General features: G+C 73.7%; 17 protein-coding genes and 1 pseudogene. 7 read left to right on the plus strand and 11 right to left on the minus strand.

The window, feature by feature from the left end; translation table 11 throughout:
• Nucleotides 1-2: 2 nt before the first annotated feature.
• The gene (glp, locus tag ABD976_RS24455; RefSeq protein WP_345367135.1) at nt 3-1,226 is read right to left on the minus strand and encodes a molybdotransferase-like divisome protein Glp; all 1,224 of its coding nucleotides are present in this window, start codon (nt 1,224-1,226) and stop codon (nt 3-5) included.
• A 33-nt stretch (nt 1,227-1,259) separates the two neighbouring features.
• Nucleotides 1,260-2,162: a UTP--glucose-1-phosphate uridylyltransferase gene (locus ABD976_RS24460; RefSeq protein ID WP_345367137.1), complete on the minus strand. Its 903-nt coding sequence runs from the start codon at nt 2,160-2,162 to the stop codon at nt 1,260-1,262.
• 35 nt (nt 2,163-2,197) lie between these two features.
• Here ABD976_RS24460 and ABD976_RS24465 point away from each other — a divergent pair, with 35 nt between their 5' ends.
• Together ABD976_RS24465 and ABD976_RS29650 are read left to right on the plus strand one after the other, a co-directional pair.
• Complete coding sequence (locus ABD976_RS24465; protein ID WP_345367139.1) at nt 2,198-2,794, plus strand: 5-formyltetrahydrofolate cyclo-ligase; 597 nt, start codon at nt 2,198-2,200, stop codon at nt 2,792-2,794.
• A gap of 76 nt (nt 2,795-2,870) precedes the next feature.
• A pseudogene (locus ABD976_RS29650) lies at nt 2,871-3,032 on the plus strand (FmdB family zinc ribbon protein); the annotation flags it as partial.
• A gap of 14 nt (nt 3,033-3,046) precedes the next feature.
• Here the strand turns inward: ABD976_RS29650 and ABD976_RS29655 are convergent.
• The gene (locus tag ABD976_RS29655; RefSeq protein WP_369774927.1) at nt 3,047-3,244 is read right to left on the minus strand and encodes a hypothetical protein; all 198 of its coding nucleotides are present in this window, start codon (nt 3,242-3,244) and stop codon (nt 3,047-3,049) included.
• Nucleotides 3,245-3,439: 195 nt separating this feature from the next.
• Here ABD976_RS29655 and ABD976_RS24475 point away from each other — a divergent pair, with 195 nt between their 5' ends.
• Together ABD976_RS24475 and mscL are read left to right on the plus strand one after the other, a co-directional pair.
• On the plus strand, nt 3,440-4,075 hold the full coding sequence (locus ABD976_RS24475; protein WP_345367143.1) for an SAF domain-containing protein: 636 nt from the start codon (nt 3,440-3,442) through the stop codon (nt 4,073-4,075).
• A gap of 80 nt (nt 4,076-4,155) precedes the next feature.
• A complete protein-coding gene (mscL, locus tag ABD976_RS24480) occupies nt 4,156-4,644 on the plus strand; it encodes a large conductance mechanosensitive channel protein MscL (protein WP_345367145.1) in 489 nt (162 codons plus the stop codon).
• A gap of 372 nt (nt 4,645-5,016) precedes the next feature.
• Here mscL and ABD976_RS24485 read toward each other — a convergent pair whose 3' ends face one another.
• Nucleotides 5,017-5,187 carry a hypothetical protein gene (locus ABD976_RS24485; protein WP_345367147.1) on the minus strand — a complete coding sequence of 57 codons (171 nt, stop codon included), beginning with the start codon at nt 5,185-5,187 and terminating at the stop codon, nt 5,017-5,019.
• Between the two features lie 139 nt (nt 5,188-5,326).
• Between ABD976_RS24485 and ABD976_RS24490 the strand changes: the two genes are divergently transcribed.
• Nucleotides 5,327-5,578 carry an antitoxin gene (locus ABD976_RS24490; protein WP_345367149.1) on the plus strand — a complete coding sequence of 84 codons (252 nt, stop codon included), beginning with the start codon at nt 5,327-5,329 and terminating at the stop codon, nt 5,576-5,578.
• A 112-nt stretch (nt 5,579-5,690) separates the two neighbouring features.
• On the opposite strand, the gene ABD976_RS24495 is transcribed toward ABD976_RS24490, so the two are convergent.
• The 7 genes from ABD976_RS24495 to ABD976_RS24525 all read right to left on the minus strand — a co-directional run bounded on the left by ABD976_RS24495 (nt 5,691) and on the right by ABD976_RS24525 (nt 12,632).
• A complete protein-coding gene (locus tag ABD976_RS24495; RefSeq protein WP_345367151.1) occupies nt 5,691-6,191 on the minus strand; it encodes a MogA/MoaB family molybdenum cofactor biosynthesis protein in 501 nt (166 codons plus the stop codon).
• A 259-nt stretch (nt 6,192-6,450) separates the two neighbouring features.
• Nucleotides 6,451-8,037 (minus strand): S1C family serine protease, encoded by a 1,587-nt coding sequence (locus tag ABD976_RS24500; protein ID WP_345367153.1) that lies wholly within the window; start codon nt 8,035-8,037, stop codon nt 6,451-6,453.
• A 72-nt stretch (nt 8,038-8,109) separates the two neighbouring features.
• A complete protein-coding gene (galT, locus tag ABD976_RS24505) occupies nt 8,110-9,183 on the minus strand; it encodes a galactose-1-phosphate uridylyltransferase (RefSeq protein WP_345367155.1) in 1,074 nt (357 codons plus the stop codon).
• Nucleotides 9,180-9,971, minus strand: a complete 792-nt coding sequence (locus ABD976_RS24510; RefSeq protein WP_345367157.1) for a DeoR/GlpR family DNA-binding transcription regulator — start codon at nt 9,969-9,971, stop codon at nt 9,180-9,182. Before ABD976_RS24510 ends, galT begins: the two co-directional genes overlap by 4 nt.
• Before the next feature lie 172 nt (nt 9,972-10,143).
• On the minus strand, nt 10,144-11,595 hold the full coding sequence (locus tag ABD976_RS24515) for an ATP-binding protein (protein ID WP_345367159.1): 1,452 nt from the start codon (nt 11,593-11,595) through the stop codon (nt 10,144-10,146).
• Complete coding sequence (locus tag ABD976_RS24520; protein WP_345367161.1) at nt 11,592-12,287, minus strand: response regulator transcription factor; 696 nt, start codon at nt 12,285-12,287, stop codon at nt 11,592-11,594. The genes ABD976_RS24515 and ABD976_RS24520 overlap by 4 nt, the downstream gene beginning before the upstream one ends.
• An 81-nt stretch (nt 12,288-12,368) precedes the next feature.
• Nucleotides 12,369-12,632 carry a type B 50S ribosomal protein L31 gene (locus ABD976_RS24525; RefSeq protein WP_345367163.1) on the minus strand — a complete coding sequence of 88 codons (264 nt, stop codon included), beginning with the start codon at nt 12,630-12,632 and terminating at the stop codon, nt 12,369-12,371.
• Between the two features lie 172 nt (nt 12,633-12,804).
• On the opposite strand from ABD976_RS24525, the gene bluB reads away from it, so the two are divergent.
• Together bluB and ABD976_RS24535 are read left to right on the plus strand one after the other, a co-directional pair.
• The gene (gene bluB, locus ABD976_RS24530; RefSeq protein ID WP_345367165.1) at nt 12,805-13,461 is read left to right on the plus strand and encodes a 5,6-dimethylbenzimidazole synthase; all 657 of its coding nucleotides are present in this window, start codon (nt 12,805-12,807) and stop codon (nt 13,459-13,461) included.
• Between the two features lie 30 nt (nt 13,462-13,491).
• On the plus strand, nt 13,492-14,976 hold the full coding sequence (locus tag ABD976_RS24535) for a GGDEF domain-containing protein (RefSeq protein ID WP_345367167.1): 1,485 nt from the start codon (nt 13,492-13,494) through the stop codon (nt 14,974-14,976).
• Nucleotides 14,977-15,042: the final 66 nt, after the last annotated feature.

Raw genomic sequence — 15,042 nt, forward strand, 5'->3', positions numbered from 1 at the left:
GCTCAACCGCGCTGGGACAGGAACTGGACGGGCACGTCCTCGCCCGCGGCGACCTCGTCGACGTCCTCGTCCACCACGATCAGGCTGTTGGCCTCGGCCAGCGACGCCAGCAGGTGCGTGCCCGAGGTGCCCAGCGGCTGCACCAGGTAGTCGCCGGTGTTCGGATCGCGCAGCAACTGGCCGCGCAGGTAGCCGCGGCGGCCCTTCGACGACGAGATCGGCGAGAGCAGGCTGGCCGCGACGGTCCGCCGGTGCGGGTTGGTCTTGCCCAGCGCCGCGCGGATCAGCGGCCGGACCAGCACCTCGAACACGACCAGCGCGCTGACCGGGTTGCCGGGCAGCACGAACGTCGGCACCTCGTCCGGCCCCAGGCGGCCGAAGCCCTGGACCGAGCCCGGGTGCATCGCGACCCGGGTGACGTCGAGCTCGCCGAGGTCGGCCAGCGCGGAGCGGACGCCCGCGCCCGCCGAACCGCCCGCCGCACCGGCGATCACCACGATCTCGGACAGCAGCAGCCGTCCCTCCACGACCTCGCGCAGCCGCTTCGCGTCCCCGCCGACCACGCCGACCCGGGCCACCTCGGCCCCGGCGTCGCGCGCGGCGGCGGCCAGCGCGTAGGAGTTCACGTCGTAGACCTGGCCCTGGCCGGGCGTGCGGTCGACGTCCACCAGCTCGTCGCCGAGGGACAGGACCGACACCCGCGGTCGCGGGTGGACCAGCACCTTGCTCTTCCCCACGGCGGCGAGCAGCCCGACCTGCGCCGAGCCGATCGGGGCCCCGCGCCGCACCGCGATGTCACCGATCTGCACGTCCTCGCCGGTGCGGCGGACGAACGCCGCCGACGGCACCGACTCGCGGACCGCCACCCGCGCCGGGTGCTCGTCGGTGTAGCGCAGCGGGACCACCGCATCGGCCAGCGTCGGCAGCGGCGCGCCGGTGTCCACCCGGACCGCCTGCCCCGGCTGCAACCGGCGGGGTTGGCGGGAGCCGACCGGGACCTCGCCGACCACCGGCAGCGCGCATTCCTGCTCGCCCGCCGCCTGCACGTCGACGCTGCGCACCGCGTAGCCGTCCACGGCGGCCTGGTCGAACCCCGGCATCGCCTGCTCGGCGACGACCTCCTCGGCGCACAGCAGTCCCTGCGACTCCGAGATCGCCACCCGCACCGGCGCGGGTCGGACGGCCGCCGTCAGCACGCGCGCGAGCTGCTCGTCCACAGACCTCATGGTGTCGCCCCTCTTCCGCTGCCCTCGTCGGGCTCAGCTCCTGCTCATCCGCTCCACGAGCCACTCCCGCAGGCCCGGCCCGTGCTCCGGGTCCTCCAGGGCGAAGTCCACCGCAGCTTTGAGGAAAGCGCCAGGATTTCCCAAGTCGTGTCGGGTACCTCGGTGGACGACGACGTGGACCGGGTGGCCTTCGGAGATCAACAACGCTACGGCATCGGTGAGCTGGAGCTCACCACCGGCGCCCGGCTCGATCCGGCCCAGCGCCTCGAACACCGCGCGGTCCAGCAGGTACCGCCCGGCGGCGGCCAGCGAGGACGGCGCGTCCTCGGGCGCGGGCTTCTCGACCATGCCCCGCACGCCCTTGACGTCGGCGTCCTCGGTGTCGTCGACCTCGAAGACACCGTAGGAGGAGACGTTCTCCCGCGGCACGTCGAACGCGCACAGCACGCTGCCGCCGTACCGGGCCCGGACCTCGGCCATCCGGGTGAGCACCCCGTTCGGCAGCACCAGGTCGTCGGGCAGCAGCACGGCCACCGCCTCGTCGTCGGCGGTGAGGTTCGGTTCCGCGCACCCGACCGCGTGGCCGAGGCCCAGCGCGCTGCGCTGCAGGGCGATCTCGGCGCTGATCAGGTCCGGACCGCGGCGGACCTTGTCCAGCAGGTCGTCCTTGCCCCGGTCGGCCAGGGTCCGCTCCAGCTCGGGCTGCGGCTTGAAGTAGTCGGCGACCGCCTCCTTGTCCGGCGAGGTCACGATCACCAGTCGTTCCGCTCCGGCTTCGGCCGCCTCCGCGGCGACCAGCTCGATGCCCGGCGTCGCCACCACCGGGAGCAACTCCTTGGGCACCGCCTTGGTCGTCGGCAGGAAGCGGGTTCCCAGCCCGGCGGCGGGCACGATGGCGGTGCGGAAAGCGGGGGGCGTGCTCGTCGCGCTGCTCATGACGGGAGCCTATCGGGCTTCTTTAAGGTAGGGCTGTGAGCTCGCTGGAGGAACCGCACGCGGCCAAGGACGAGTGGCGGCGGGCGCTGCTGCGACGGCGTGCCGAGGTCCCGGAAACCACCCGTTCGGCGGACGCCGCCGCGCTCCGCGACGCCGCCCTGAGCTGGGCCGACGAGCGCGGCACCGGCGTCGTCGCGGCCTACGTGCCGGTGACGTCGGAGCCGGGTTCGCTGGACCTGCTGGACGCCCTGCGCGCGGCCGGACGCCGGGTGCTGCTGCCCGTCGTGACGGGAGCCCGCCCGCTGGACTGGGCGGACTACACCGGTCCGGAGTCGCTGGCACCCGCCCGCTTCGGCCTGCTCGAACCGACCGGCCCGCGGCTCGGCGCCGAAGCCGTCGGCGTGGCCGGGGCCGTGCTGGTGCCCGCCCTCGGCATCGACCACCGCGGCGTCCGGCTGGGCCGGGGCGCCGGGCACTACGACCGCTCGCTGCCGCTGACCGCGCCGGGGGCGGCGCTGATCGGCGTGGTGCGCGATCCGGAGTTCGTGCCGGAGCTGCCCGGCGAACCGCACGACGTGCGGATGACCGCCGTGCTCACGCCGGGTTCCGGGGTGCGCGGGCTGCCGATGTGACGTAGGCGTGTTTGCGCCGGGACGGTGACGTACCGCATCATCGTGTTGGCACTCCCGCCTGTCGAGTGCCAACACGATGACGTCGGAGGTCACGGCCGTGCCCACTTACCAGTACGCCTGCACCGCGTGCGACCACCGCTTCGAAGCGGTGCAGTCCTTCAGCGAGGACTCGCTCACCACGTGCCCGGAGTGCCAGGGCCGGCTGCGCAAGCTGTTCAACGCCGTGGGCATCGTCTTCAAGGGCAGCGGCTTCTACCGCACCGACAACCGCTCGTCCGCCGGTTCCTCGTCGTCGAGCTCGTCCGCGTCGTCGGACTCGGGCTCCGGCTCGGGTTCCGGCTCCGGCGAGTCGTCCGGGTCCGCGTCGAAGGACTCCGCCTCGTCGAGCTCGTCCGGCTCCGGCTCGTCCAGCTCCAGCAGCACGTCGTCCTCGACCCCGGCGAGCAGCACCGCCTCCTGATCGCGCCACCCGATCGCCGGCCGCGGACATGCGGTCGGCGATGACGCATGTCCGGACCGCGATGACGTTTCCGGAAAACGTTGTCCACAGGCGTCCGAGTTGTCCACAGATTCGGAAATCGAGCTTTCCGCCCGGTTCGCCGCCTCCCTACCGTTGATCTCGACGGATCGACCTCGGGAGGGACCATGACCAGGAACTCGGCCGCGTGGCTGCGGGACCGGATGGGCGCGCTGCGGCTCGGCGGGCGCGCCGCACGACTGCTCCTGCTGCGCCGCGTCGCGGCGGTGCTGCTGCTCGCGCTGGCCGCCATCGCGGCGATGCGCGCGGGCCACGGGCCTGCCGAGCGGACGGTGCCGGTGCTGGTCGCCGCCGCGGACCTCGAACCCGGCCACGTGCTCGACCCGGACGACCTGGTGCTGCGCGAGATGCCCGCCGACCTGGTGCCGACCGGCGCCCTGCACGAGCACCGGTCCGCCGCGGGGCACGTGCTGGCCACCGGTGCGGGGCGGGGCGAACCGCTCACCTCGCTGCGGCTCGCCGGTCCGTCACCACCGGGCGGCCTGGCCTCGGTCCCGATCCGGTTGGCCGACCCCGAGGTCGCGGAGTTCGTGCGGCCCGGGCGGCGGGTGGACATCGTCACCTCCGGGACCGACGGCGGCGGGGCGCACGTGCTGGCCGAACGCGCGCCGGTGCTCACCGTGCCGCCCGACGCGAGCAGCACCGACCAGGACCGGCTCATCGTCGTGGGGTTGCCCGCGGCGGAGGCCGCGGAGGTGGCCGCGACGGCTCTCACCCGATCGGTGACCGTTACGCTCCGCTGAGCAATCCACGACGCGCTGATCAGCGGCGCGCCGGAATTCGGGGGACCATGCCCCGGCACCGAGGAGAGAGGAGCGCGGACGTGCTCAAGGGCTTCAAGGACTTCCTGATGCGCGGCAACGTGATCGACCTGGCCGTCGCGGTGGTCGTCGGCAGCGCGTTCACCGCTCTGGTCACCGCCTTCACCACGAGCATCATCAAGCCGGTGATCGCGGCCGCGGGCGGCGGGAACGTCACGGGCCTGACGGTGCAGCTCCGCGAGGGCAACGCGGCGTCGATGATCGACATCGCGGCGGTGATCAACGCCTTCATCACCTTCTTCATCACCGCGGGCGTCGTCTACTTCCTCTTCGTCATGCCGATGAAGCGGATCCAGGACCGGCGCAAGAAGGGTGAGGACGAGGGCCCGGCCGAGCCCACCGACGTGGAGCTCCTCCTGGAGATCCGCGACCTCCTCCGCCGCCAGCAGGGCCTGCCGGAGATCTCCGGCCTCGCGTCCGAGGAGGACGACGACCAGCAGCAGCAGAAGACCACCGCCGGGGCCACCAGCGGCAACGGCAACCGCTCCTGACCCACCGGCGCGACCTCGGGACCGGACCACCGCGCCCGACACCGCGGAACGCGGAACGGCACCCGAGGTGCGCGCCGCCGGACACGTCGCGACCCGCCCGGCGCCGGACCCGTCACGCCGGGCACGACCTGTCAGGCACGGCGCGCCGGGCACGTCACTCCGGAGCCGGGGTGCGGGGACGGGGCGGCGGTGCCGGGTGACGGAGGTTCGCGTCGCCGGGTCGCGGCTGGACGCCCAGCGCGGGCGGGAGCGGCCTGGTGGGCCCCTTCGGCGCCGACACCGCCCGGAGCGGTGGCCCGGCGGGCAGCGCGGCCAGGCCCGGCGAGTCCGGTCCTAGCGGGAGCCCCTAGCCGGAGCCCCTAGCGGGAGCCCCTAGCGGGAGCCGTGGTGCGGCGGCCGGTTCTCGCGGTACCAGCGCTCGCGGTCGTCGCCGCCGGGACGTTCCTCCGCGCGCTCATCGGAGGTGGTGTCCGGCAGGACGTCGCCGAAGACCTCGGCCAGCCTGCGCCGCCGCTCCCAATCGGGCTTCTGCTCATCTGCCACGTCCCCGATTGTCCTCCGGGGCGAACCGTCCCGGCCACGGCGGTTCCGGCGGCCCTGCCCGATTCGCGGCTAAGGTGGAGGGGGAGGCCGGGTGATCGCCGGGCTCGGCGATCACCGTCGTCGACACCGGAGGATTGAGATGGGACTGTTCGACAAGGCGAAGGACCTGGCCAACCAGGCGATGGACAAGGCGGGCCCCGGAGCCTCCAAGGGCTTGGACGCCGCGAAGACGCGCCTCGACGAAGCCACCGGTGGCAAGTACCACGACAAGATCGAGAACGTCAGCGGCAAGGTCGAGAAGGCGATCAACCGCGACGACAAGGGCGGCGGGACCGAGGGCCGCGGCGGGACCGAGGGACCGGGACCGGACCAGCCGAACCGCCCGAGCTGACGTCCCCGGCACGCGAGGGGTGCCTCCCACCGGGGCCGGTGGGAGGCACCCCTCGTTCGGTTCGGCAGGGCTCGATTCGGCAGGCCACCCGACGGGGCGGGTGGCGCGGCGGTCAGGGAGTGTCGAGCCCCGAGAGCTGTTCGATGACGTGGGCCACCAGCGGGCTCAGCGTCGCCATGCCGTCGCGGACCGCCGAGCGCGACGGCGCCAGGTTCACCACCAGGGTGCTGCCGGACACGCCGACGAGACCGCGGGAGACCCCCGCGTCGACCGCCCCGGCGGCCAGCCCGGACGCCCGCAGGGCCTCCGCGATGCCCGGGATCGGCCGGTCCAGCACCCCTGCCGTCGCGTCGGGCGTGACGTCGCGCGGCGAGACACCGGTCCCGCCGATCGTGATCACCACGTCCACGCCGCCGATGACGGCGGTGTTCAGCGCGTTGCGGATGTCGACCGTCTCGCCGGCCACCGCCACCGTGCCGTCGACGATGAACCCGGCCTCCTCCAGCAGTTCGGTCACCAGCGGACCGATGCCGTCGTCCTGTTCCCCCTGGGCGATCCGGTCGTCGACCACGACCACCAGAGCCCGCCCCAGTCGCTGCGCGCTGCGTTCCATGCCGGTAACGGTAGTGGCAAGCGCATCGGCGGTCAGATCCGTCGTGCCGCCCGGCTCGACGGGGCCGTTGAGGTCGAGCAGCCTCGGCACCCGATCCGGTACGGCGGAACGTGTCATGTCGGACATGCTTCGCATTTCTCCTCACGAGCTGGTCGGCCGGTCCGTCGCGGACCGGCCAGAGCCGCGCCTCGACCGCACCGCCGGAACTCCCGGGCGGCGCGGTCGAGGAGGCCCGCGACGACCGCGGGCCGATCCCCCATCACTGCCCGCTCAGCGTGACCTCGGTGGTGCGTTCCCCACCGGGCCCGCTGACCGTGACGGTCACCTTCTCCCCCGGCGCGTGGGAGCGCACCGCCGCGATGAGCGCATCCGGGTCCTGGATCGCCCGGTCGTTGATCTTCGTGATCAGGTCACCGCCGCGGATGCCCGCCTGCTCGGCCGCGCCTCCGGGGGTCACGTCGACGACCAGCGCACCGGGCGCCTGGCCGGTGGTGATCCGCACGCCGAGGGTGGTCTGCGACGCCTTGCCGGTGTTCTTCAGCTCCTCGGCGATGCGCTTGGCCTGGTCGATCGGGATCGCGAACCCGAGCCCGACCGAGCCCGCCTGCTGCTGGCTGCTGCCGGGGCTGTAGATCGCCGAGTTGATCCCGACCACGCGGCCGTCCATGTCCACCAGCGGACCGCCGGAGTTGCCGGGGTTGATCGCGGCGTCGGTCTGCAGCGCGTTGAGCACGCTGGACTCGGCGCCGCGCTCGCCGCCCGCCCGCACCGGGCGGTCCTTCGCGCTGATGATCCCGCTGGTCACGGTGCCGGAAAGGCCGAAGGGCGAACCGATCGCGACGACCGGGGCGCCGACCGGGAGGTCGTCGCTGCGGCCGAGCTCGGCGGGCTGCAACCCGGTGATGTCGGCCTTGACCACGGCGAGGTCGGAGTTCGGGTCGGTGCCGACGATCCGCACCGGAGCGGTGCGGTTGTCGTGGAACAGCGCGGTGACCTGGCCGTTCGCACCCGCCTCGACCACGTGGTTGTTGGTGAGGATGTAGCCGTCCTCGCTGAGCACGATGCCCGACCCCTCGCCGGAGCCCTGCATCGAGGACACCTGGAGCTGCACCACGCTCGGCAGCACCTTGTCGGCCACCGCCTGCACCGAGCCCTGCGGCGCGGTGCTCGCGCTGCGGGCCGGGCGCTGCTGGTCGAGCGAGGTGATGCTGGAGTCGCCGGAACCGCCGAACTGGTACCCGACGTAACCGCCGACGCCACCGCCGACCAGGGCCGCGACCAGGGAGGCCGCGATGAGGCCCACGGCGATCCCGCGCGGCTTGCGCGACGGGCGCTCCGCGGCCTGCACCGGCGTCATCCCCGGGTACTGCTGGTAACCCTGCTGCTGGTAGCCGGGCGCCCACCGCCCGCCCGGCTGGGCGAACTGCTGGGTCTGCTGACCGGCCTGCTCCGGGTGCTGGGCCTGCCCCGGGTGCGGCACCTGCCCAGGTTGCTGCGGCTGGCCAGGCTGCTGCGGCTGCCCCGGGTACTGGCCCTGCTCCCGGTACTGGGCCTGCTCGGCGTACTGGCCCTGTTCGGGGTAGTGGGGCTGCTGGTAGGGGTTCGTCGGCTGGTACGGGCTCCGCGCCGCGGGGTCACCCGCCGCGTGCTGCCCGGCGCCGGAGTCGCCCGCCGGGGGCTGTCCGAGTCCGGGCTGCTCCCCCGCCTGGGCCTGGGACGGCTCCTGCGGTCCGGGCTGGTCGGCGGCAGGCGGCACCCCGGCAGGATTCGCGCCGCCCGCGGGCGTGCCCTCGTGCTGCGGTTCCTCCGGCTTCCTGCCGGACGATCCCGGGGTCTGGTCGTTCATGTCCTCCACTTTCCACGCCGGGTCTGAGAAGCGCCTGAGATCCGCCTGGGAGGTACCCGGGAAACGCCCCGGTCATCGCAACCGGTCGGCCATCTGCTCCGGCGTCACGTCGTTGATCCACACTCCCATGCCGGACTCGGAACCCGCGAGGTACTTCAGCTTGTCCGCCGACCGCCTGATGGAGAACAGCTCCAGGTGCAACCAGGCCAGGTCGCGGCTGGTGCGCACCGGTGCCTGGTGCCAGGCGGCGATGTAGGGCAGCGGCCGGTCGTAGAGGCCGTCCAGCCGCCGCAGCACCTCCAGGTAGGTCGCGGCGAAGTCGTCCCGCTCGGCGTCGTCGAGCGCCGGGAGGTCCGGCACCCGGCGGCGCGGGGCGAGGTGGACCTCGACGGGCCAGCGCGCGGCGGCGGGCACGTAGGCGGTCCAGTGCTCGGAGTCCAGCACGATCCGCGTGCCCTCGGCGCGCTCGGCGGCGAGCACGTCGCCGAGCAGGTCGCGGCCGTGCTCGTCGCGGTAGCGCTCGGCGGCCCGCAGCTCCTTGCCGGTCCTGGGCGTGACGAACGGGTAGCCGTAGATCTGGCCGTGCGGGTGCGAGAGCGTGACGCCGATCTCCTCGCCGCGGTTCTCGAAGCAGAAGACCTCCTCGACGCCGGGGAGCCGCCCCAACGCCTCGGTGCGGTCCGCCCACACGTCGACGACCTGCCGCGCCTGCGCCCGGCTCAGGGCCCCGAACTTCGAGTCGTGGTCGGAGGTGAAGCAGACCACCTCGCAGCGACCGGTGGCCGGGGCCGCGGGCACCATCGGCATCCCGGCGACCGTCCCCGCCGTCCCCGGGATGTCCTGGGCCAAGGACGGGAACTGGTTCTCGAACACGACCACGTCGTAGTCGTCCTCGGGGATCTCGGTGGGCCGGCCGGGACGGCTCGGGCACAGCGGGCACAGCTCGACCGGCGGCTTGTAGGTCCGCGACTGCCGGTGCGCGGCGATGGCGACCCACTCGCCGGTGAGCGGATCGCGCCGCATCTCCGAGGCCGGGGCCTGCGGCGGGAGGTCGCGCTGGTCCTCGGCGTCCCGCCGCGCGTCCGGGTCGGCGTCGAAGTAGATGATCTCGCGGCCGTCGGCCAGCCGCCGGGCGGTGCGCTTCACGCTTCCTCCTCCTGCTCGGTGACCTCGGCGAGCAGCAGCTCGACCTGCTCGGACAGCGCGGTGCGGGCCTCGGCCGCCAATCCGTCGTCGCTGATCAGCAGGTCGGCCTCGGCGAAGTCGACGATGGTGGATATGCCCACGGTCGACCACTTGGAGCTGTCGGCGACCACCACCAGGCGCCCGGCCGCTTCGGCGAAGGCCCGGTTGGTCTCGCCCTCGTTGAGGTTCGGGGTGGTGAACCCGGCGCGCGGCGCCATCCCGTGCACGCCGAGGAACACCAGGTCCAGGTGCAGCGAGCGCAGCGACTTCACCGCCACCGGCCCGACCAGCGCGTCGGAGGGGGTCCGCACGCCGCCGGTGAGCACCACCGCCCGGTCGGTCCGGCCGCGCTGCTGGAGGGCGTCGGCCACCCGCACCGAGTTGGTGACCACGGTCAGGTCGGGGATCTCGTCGAGGTGCCGGGCCAGCGTCCAGGTGGTCGTCCCGGCGGTCAGGCCGATGGCGGTGCCGGGCCGGATCTGCTCGGCGGCGAGCCGCGCGATGGCCTCCTTCTCGGCGAGCTGGCGCACCGACTTGGCCTCGAAGCCGGGCTCGTCGGTGCTGCGCCCGATCATCGAGGTCGCCCCGCCGTAGACCTTCTCCACCAGGCCGCGCCGGGCCAGCGCGTCGAGGTCCCGGCGGATCGTCATGTCCGAGACGCCGAGCCGCGTGACCAGGTCGCTGACCTGCACCGCGCCGGTCCGCCGGATCTCGTCGAGGATCACGTCCTGGCGTTGCCGTGCGAGCACACCCACCTCATCCGTGCGCGGACCCCGCCGGACCCGCGCCGTCGTCGGAGCCCCTCCGGTCGGCAGCGACCGAAAGCACTCCTTGCACCGTCAAGTCAACACGAACCAACAGTACCCGCACACCCCAACAGGGATGTACGGCTCCTTGTTGATCACGATGCGTATCGGATGTTCAGTGCTGTTGGATATCCGGGACACGACCGGGGAGTGTCATGCGCAGCAGCGCGCCACCCTCCGGAGCCTCCCCGGCCCACACCGCACCGCCGTGACGCTCGGCGACCTGCTTGACGATGGACAGCCCGAGCCCCGAACCGGGCAACGTGCGGGCGTCCGAGGACCGGTAGAACCGCTCGAACACGTACGGCCGGTCGCCGGGCGCGATGCCCGGACCGGCGTCGGCGACCTCCAGGACGGTGTGCCGGGCGCCCGGGTCCGGCCGCAGCTCGACCCGCACGGTCGCCCCCTCCGGGCTCCACTTGGCCCCGTTGTCCAGCAGGTTGAGCACCGCGCGCTCCAGCGCGGTGGCGTCGCCCATCATCCGCCACGGGTGCAGCCGGACGTCGAACTCGACCCGCTGGGCGCGGCGCTGCGCCCGGCTCAGCGCGCGCTCGACGACCTCCACGAGGTCCACCGGCTCGTGCACCACCTGCGGGGTGTCCTCGCGGGCCAGCTCCACCAGGTCGCCGACCAGCGCGGACAGCTCGGTGACCTGGGCCTGGACGTCGGCGAACATCTCGTCGCGGTCCTGCTCGGACAGCTCCGGGGCGTCCGGCCGGGCCGAGGCCATCAGCAGTTCGAGGTTGGTGCGCAGCGAGGTCAGCGGGGTGCGCAGCTCGTGCCCGGCGTCGGCGACCAGCCGCCGCTGGCGCTCCTGCGACTCGGCCAGCGCGCCGAGCATCCGGTTGAAGCTGGTGGTCAGGCGGGCCAGCTCGTCGTCCCCGCTGACCGGGATGGGCCGCAGGTCCCCGGTGAGCGCGACCCGCTCGGTGGCGGCGGTGAGCCGCTGCACCGGGCGCAGGCCCGCCCGCGCGACGGTGGTACCCGCCGCGGCGGCGAGCAGGATGCCCGCCCCGCCCATCACCACCAGGACCACGCTGAGCTGCGCCAACGTCTGCTGCGTCGGGCGCAGCGAGGTGGACATGACCACGGCCGCGCCGCCGGCCCCGGTGGGCACCGCGACGATCCGGCTGTTGGTGCGCTCGTCGGTGCGCAGCGACTCCGCGATCTCGCCGCGGGCGACCGCGAGCTCCTGGTAGCTGGTGGGCGGCCGGCTGCGGCTGTCGACGTCCGGCGGGTGCACCTCGGTGCCGTTGGCGAACAGCACGCTGATCTTGAAGTTCGCCGCGTTGTAGAAGGCGACCGGCACCTGCTGCAGGTCGGGGGTGCGCACCAGCGGGCCGTGCGCGGCCTCCACCGCGCGCTCGGTGAGGTTGTCGTCCACCTGCTCGTAGAGGCTGTCGTGCACGGTGAGGAAGGCGGCCACCGACACCAGCGCGACCGCGCCCGCCACGCAGATCGCGGCGAGCCAGGTCACCCGGTTGCGCAGGGACACCCGCTGGAACCGGCTGTTGCCCGGTCCGTCGGGGGCCAGCAGGTCGGGCGGCGGCGGTGCGGAGCTGGTCACGGCGGCGTCTCGCGGAGCACGTAGCCCACCCCGCGCACGGTGTGGATCAGCCGCGGCTCACCCTCGGCCTCGGTCTTGCGCCGCAGGTAGCCGATGTAGACCTCCAGGGCGTTGCCCGAGGTCGGGAAGTCGTAGCCCCAGACGTCCTCCAGCAGCCTGCTGCGGGTGAGCACCTGCTTGGGGTGCGCCATGAGCAGTTCCAGCAGCGCGAACTCGGTCCGGGTGAGGCTGATCGACCGCTCGCCCCGGCGGACCTCCCGGGTGCCCGGGTCCAGCTCCAGGTCGGCGAAGCGCAGCGGCGCCGGACCGGCCCCGGCCCCGTCCTCCGGCGGCGCGGCCCGGCGCAGCAGCGCGCGCAACCGCGCGAGCAGCTCCTCCAGCGCGAACGGCTTGGGCAGGTAGTCGTCGGCGCCCGCGTCCAGGCCCGCCACCCGGTCGGAGACCGCGTCGCGGGCGGTGAGCACCAGGATCGGCAGGTCGTCACCGGCGCTGCGCAGCCGCCGGGCCACCTCCAGGCCGTCCAGCCGGGGCATCATCACGTCGAGGACCAGGGCGTCCGGTCTGCTGCCCGCCAGGGAGTCCAGGGCCTGTTGACCGTCCGCGGCGAGCTCGACCTGGTAACCGTTGAACTGCAACGACCTCCGCAGGGACTCGCGCACGGCTCGATCGTCGTCGACGACGAGGATGCGCATGGGCCCAGTCTTACCCGAAGCCCTGAGAACGAGCTGAGAGCCCGCCCGCGGTACCGGTGGCGGAGCCCCGGTCCCCCGCGGTCAGCGCCTCGGCGGGCGGGCCCGGTCGCCGTAGCGGCGGCGGAACTTCTCGACGTTGCCCGCGGTGTCCAGCAGCGTGCTCTTGCCGGTCCAGAACGGGTGCGAGTACGCGCTGATGTCCACCACGACCAGCGGGTAGGTGTTGCCGTCCTCCCACTCGACGGAATCCCGGGACGTCTCGGTCGAGCGGGTCAGGAACTGCTCGCCGGTGGCGCGGTCCCGGTAGACGACCGGGTGGTAGTCGGGGTGCATGTCGCGCTTCACCGCGTCTCCCCTCCGGTGCCCCGCGAGGCACCTGATGTTGATAACCGTTTTCACCTGACACCGTACCGGCGGCGTCCACCTCCCCGGCTACCCGGCCACCCGGACCGGCGAACGTCGGGTGCGGCGGAGATCACCGGCCGGATTCCCGGGCCGCTGCGGCAGGATGGGCCGGATGAGCAGCGCGACCCCGAACCCCTCCGACCTCTACGACGTGATCAACCGGCGCCGCGACGTGCGCTCCGAGTTCACCGGCGGACCGGTCCCCGACGACGTGCTGCACCGCGTGCTCACCGCCGCCCACCGGGCGCCCAGCGTCGGCCTGTCCCAGCCGTGGGACTTCGTGCTGGTCCGCTCCGAGGCCACCCGCCGGGCGTTCAAGGAGCACGTCCTCGCCGAGCGCAGCGTCTTCGCCGCCGACCTCACCGGCGAGCGGGCCGACACCTTCTCCCGGATCAAGGTCGAGGGCATCGTCGAGTCCTCGCTGGGCGTGGTCGTCACCTACGACGCCGAGCGCGGCTCGCCGCAGGTGCTGGGCAGGCACGCCATCGCCGACGCCGGGCTGTACTCGGTGTGCCTGTCGATCCAGAACCTCTGGCTGTCGGCGACCGCGGAAGGGCTCGGCGTCGGCTGGGTCAGCTTCTACCGCGAGGAGTTCCTGCGCAGGCTGCTGGACATCCCCGGCGGGGTGCGCCCGGTGGCGTGGCTGTGCCTCGGCCCGGTCCGCGAACTCGCGACCGCGCCGGACCTGGAGCGGCACGGCTGGCGACGTCGACTGCCGCTGGAAGACGTGGTTCACTACGAGACGTACCAGCGCGGTCACGTGCGGTGATCGCGCTCACCCGAACGCCGCGGGGGCGTGGTGCCGCAGGACGTACCGCTGTTGGCCGGGCACCTGCCGGCCCAGGACCGGCAGGTGCGGCTGCTGCTGGACGCCGGTCGGCTCTCCGCCGCCGACATCGCGTTCGACCAGCTCATCGCCGCCGGGCAGGACCGGGTCGCCGAGCAGTGGAACCGCTCCACGGTGCTGGTGAACCGGGCCCTGCTGGCCTGGCGGCTCGGGCGGGTGGTGACCGCGCTGGAACTCGCCGCCGACGGCTGGACCGAGTTCGACGTCGACCACCCGCCCGGCCCGGCCGGCGCGCACACCACCAGCATGCTCGGCTGGCTGATGGAGGTCATCGGGCACCGCGGACCGGCGCTGGACCTGATGGTCCTCGGCGTCCAGCAGGCCCGCGGCTGCGGTGACCCCGACGCCCTCGCCCACTGCCTGTGCCGGGAGGGCACCGCCCGGATCTTCCGCGGCCTCGACGCCGATCCCGCCGAGCACTTCGGGCGGGCCCGGGAAGTGCTCGCCGAGTCGCACGAGCTGGCGTCCCCGGGCCAGGTCAAGCGGACCTCGCTGGCCGGGCTGGCCCGCGCGCTGGCGGGCACCGGTGAGCCGGCGGCGGCCGAGCGCTGCGCCGAGCGGGCCCTGGCGCGCGCGGGATCCGCCCAGCACTGGTTCACCACCGCGGTGGCCGACTGGGTGCTGGCGGTGGTCGCCCGCGACCGCCACGAGCTGCGCGACGCGCGGACCTACGCCAGCCGGGCGCTCGACGGGGCCGAGCGCATCCGGGACACGCTGCTGATGAGGCGGTTCGCCGCGGAGCTCACCGGGATCTGCGAGCTGCTGGAGGACCCCGTCGGGGAGACCGCCGCGCTGCGGCGCAGCGTCGCGGCGGGCGCGGTGGCCGTGGAGGCGTTGCAGACCGGGCTCGGTCAGGCCCTGGAGCAGCGGCGGGTCGCGGCGCACGCGCAGCGGATGGCGATGGCCGCGCACGAGGCGGCGGTGCGCGACCCGCTCACCGGGACGGCGAACCGGCGCGGGTTCGAGCGCTTCGGCCCGCCGCTGCTGGAGCGCGCCGAGGGCGACGGCCTCGGCATGTGGCTGATCATGCTCGACGTGGACGGGTTCAAGGAGATCAACGATCGCGGCGGCCACACCTCCGGTGACGTGGTGCTGCAGGAGCTCGCCGGGCTGCTGCGGGCGGTGGCGCGCACCGACGACCTGATCTGCCGGTGGGCCGGGGACGAGTTCGTCGTGCTGCTCGCCGACGACGACCACCGGCGGCGGGCGGGCCCGGTGCTGGCCGAGCGCATCCGCGACGCCGTGCACGCCCACGACTGGCAGCTCGCCCTGGGCCGGACCATGGAGCCGCCGACGGTGAGCATCGGCGTGGCGGGCGGTCCGCGCGAGCTGAAACACCTGTTCGCCGCGGCCGACATCGCCCTGTACCGGGCCAAGCGCGGCGGCCGGGACCGGGTGGAGATCGACACCAGCACCTCCCAGCCCACCATCGAGTGAGAACTACACTCCTCCGGTGCCTTCCGGACCGTCGAGCGAACCGCTAGGGTCCACCCTTCCCGGAAC

Source organism: Saccharopolyspora cebuensis (assembly GCF_039542665.1).
Classification (GTDB): domain Bacteria; phylum Actinomycetota; class Actinomycetes; order Mycobacteriales; family Pseudonocardiaceae; genus Saccharopolyspora; species Saccharopolyspora cebuensis.

What these genes read in the sequence shown, in the direction of transcription:
- glp (WP_345367135.1), bottom strand. Translation starts at nt 1,226, where the DNA reads ATGAGGTCTGTGGACGAGCAGCTCGCGCGCGTGCTGACGGCGGCCGTC.
- ABD976_RS24460 (WP_345367137.1), bottom strand. Translation starts at nt 2,162, where the DNA reads ATGAGCAGCGCGACGAGCACGCCCCCCGCTTTCCGCACCGCCATCGTG.
- ABD976_RS24475 (WP_345367143.1), top strand. Translation starts at nt 3,440, where the DNA reads ATGACCAGGAACTCGGCCGCGTGGCTGCGGGACCGGATGGGCGCGCTG.
- ABD976_RS24490 (WP_345367149.1), top strand. Translation starts at nt 5,327, where the DNA reads ATGGGACTGTTCGACAAGGCGAAGGACCTGGCCAACCAGGCGATGGAC.
- ABD976_RS24495 (WP_345367151.1), bottom strand. Translation starts at nt 6,191, where the DNA reads ATGGAACGCAGCGCGCAGCGACTGGGGCGGGCTCTGGTGGTCGTGGTC.
- ABD976_RS24500 (WP_345367153.1), bottom strand. Translation starts at nt 8,037, where the DNA reads ATGAACGACCAGACCCCGGGATCGTCCGGCAGGAAGCCGGAGGAACCG.
- ABD976_RS24520 (WP_345367161.1), bottom strand. Translation starts at nt 12,287, where the DNA reads ATGCGCATCCTCGTCGTCGACGACGATCGAGCCGTGCGCGAGTCCCTG.
- bluB (WP_345367165.1), top strand. Translation starts at nt 12,805, where the DNA reads ATGAGCAGCGCGACCCCGAACCCCTCCGACCTCTACGACGTGATCAAC.